Genomic DNA, 2797 nt, shown 5'->3' on the forward strand with positions numbered 1-2797 from the left:
GAAGCAAAAAAAACTGAGAATATAATGCTGGAAGGATCGAGTAATGAAGACTGAACAGGAGCCACCGGTCAAATCCGAATATTAAAAGACGCTTTAGGTCGTTATTATATTGCTGTAACTCCCGATCAAGATTATAATCGTATTCGAATAACCGATGTGACGAACAGTGCTTTAGGCTTGTTAGCCGAACCAAATACAATGAATGTATATGGAATGTGTACAGAGCTGAGCACCGATGCTTGTTTGCCGGCTTTTGCTACGTCGTATGAATATTCAGGACTTAACCTTGGTGTAGATGCAGTCGGAAGCGCCGGCGTGACCAACCCAGAATATGCGTTGGATGATGGCAATTCTCAACATTATTCTGAAATCAGTAATGGAACCTTGGGTGTGGGCGCCTCTACCAAACAATGGATTTACTTTAATTCGGTCTCGGAAGCAGACGATACGGCACTAATAAAATTTAAAACAGGTGCAGGAGGCGTCGATTTAGATGTATTAGGTGGCTTAGAGATAAAAGCTTACTTAGGTAACGACGAAGTGGCAACGCTGGATTGGCAAGATGGGCTGATTAACGGAATAAATGTGCTCGATCTTATAAATAATGGAGACATGGTAGAAGTACCATTTACGCCTGGCGATGCTTACGATAGAATTAGTGTAGGAATAAAAACTTTAGTAGGAGTTTCTGTTTTCCCACCAGTAGAATTATACGATGTAAGTCGCTGCTATACATTATCAAGTTCAAAAATAACTTCTTGGAAATCTTATATCATAGATGGTAATGTTGCAAACACATCGGTTTCTGGTGGAGAAGAAGTAGAATATACCATTCATGTGAAAAATACCGGAACAGAAGATTTAGCTGGTTTTACCATATCTGATGAATTGCCAGAAGGTCTTACTTGGGTAAGTGGTGGTACACATAATGCAGGTGTTGTTAGCTTTTCTACGACGAGTGCTATTGTAGTAGACGAAACAAAAACGTTCTCTTTTAAAGCAAAAGTAACAGAGGATCTAACTGATATAGAAGAATTAAAAAATATTGCTTACGTGCAACTTAATGGTTCCAACGAAAATGTGCCGAGTTATCCTCCAGTAGATAATACTACGCCAGCAAACCCAGATATAAATGAAGAGCCAGGAACAGTTATTCCAGTGGAAGCTATTTATGATTATGCTGTCTTAAAAAATGGAGTAAGTAATGGAACTAATAGTAATCAGGTAGCAGTTAATGATGAAATAACCTATACCATTAGTCTTGAAAATATCGGAAATAAAAAACTTACTAATGTTTCGGTTAAAGATACAATCCAAAATGACATTTATACGGAAATAACCATTGTAGATGCTGGAGGAGGTGTCGTGAACGGCGATGAAATCGATTTTACTATTAATGAACTAAATGTTGGTGATACGGCTGAATTTACTATAATCACTAAGGTGGTTGCTCTTCCAACTGCAGGGGAAGTGACTAACAAAGCAATGCTAAGTTATACTACACCAAATAATATTAGTGTAGATAAGGAGGTGACATTTGTTATGGTGTCTAATTGTGATCCTGTGGAAGCCAATGCAATAGAACTTACCGCTGATATACAAGAGGCAATCTGTAGCGGTACTTCTGTTGAGCTGACAGCTACTTTGGCCACAGGAGCACCAGCAATAAGTAACCCAGTTTTTAAATGGTATAAAAATGCTGATTTATCCGATACGCCACAAATAGGTGAAAGTATTACCGTGAACCCGATGGCCACCACCACTTATTATGTAACGGTAGAGGATGCAGGTTACTGTTACTCTGGTAATCCACAAGAAATAGAAGTCGAAGTTTTGCCAAATGCAACTGCAGACGATATTGAAGTATCGGGGCCAAACGAAGTTTGTGTAGGAGAGGAAGTAACTTTATCAGCTGCTTTAACATCAACAGGTACGACAATTTCTAATCCAGAGTTTAAGTGGTATTTAGACGAGGATCTCACAAATAAAGTTCATGAAGGAGAAGAGTTCAATATAATTCCAGATGCGAGTTTATTAGGAGTCCATACACTTTACGTTACCGTAGAGGGGGATGGTATATGCGCTAATATGCTTGGAGCTACTGCAACAAAACAGGTGACAGTAAACCCAAAGCCTACAATAAATATAAGCGGTAATAAAACAATTAACGTAGCAGTTGGCACACAAATAAACTGGCCAAATATTACTGCAGAAGGTGAAAATGCAAATCCATTAACAGTAAATTATTTTGATGCTAACGGTAACTCTATAAATTCCTTACCCAACACAATTGCAACTGCTGGGACATATACATATACTGTAAGTGCTGAAGAAGGGAGCTGTTCGGCTTCAGAAACGCTTATTGTAAATGTGTATGATGCCGATGTTTGTCCGCCAACTATGGAGCGTGTTTATGCTAACAGTCAAAGTTGGGGCTCTATTATAACTGGTGGGGTAAGTAATAGACCTAACGCGACAGATGGCAATCCAAAGACTTATTCTACGATAACAACAGGCCTTGGGCTTTTAGGGATTGGTACGACCTGGCAAAACCTGTTTTTTGAGGAAACAGTACCTGCGGGGACGCCAGTGACCATAAAACTTGGTAAAGAATATAGTGGTCTAGTTCTGGCAGGAGGATTATCTGTAGTGGGTATTGGAGAGAATGGTTTAGATATTGGTGTTATACAACCTGTTGATGGAGGTTTATTGGATTTATTAGTGGCAGATAATGTGGTGGAATATACCTTCGTGCCTTCTAATTTATCAGGAGCTCAAAATTACACAGGAATACGTA

The 2797-nt window shown here is 39.1% G+C and carries 1 pseudogene; it reads left to right on the top strand.

The features are described from left to right. Positions 1 to 198: 198 nt before the first annotated feature. A pseudogene (locus tag CAP47_RS02095) lies at positions 199 to 2797 on the top strand (DUF11 domain-containing protein); the annotation flags it as partial.

The organism is Psychroflexus sp. S27, from assembly GCF_002810405.1.
GTDB lineage: Bacteria > Bacteroidota > Bacteroidia > Flavobacteriales > Flavobacteriaceae > Psychroflexus > Psychroflexus halocasei_A.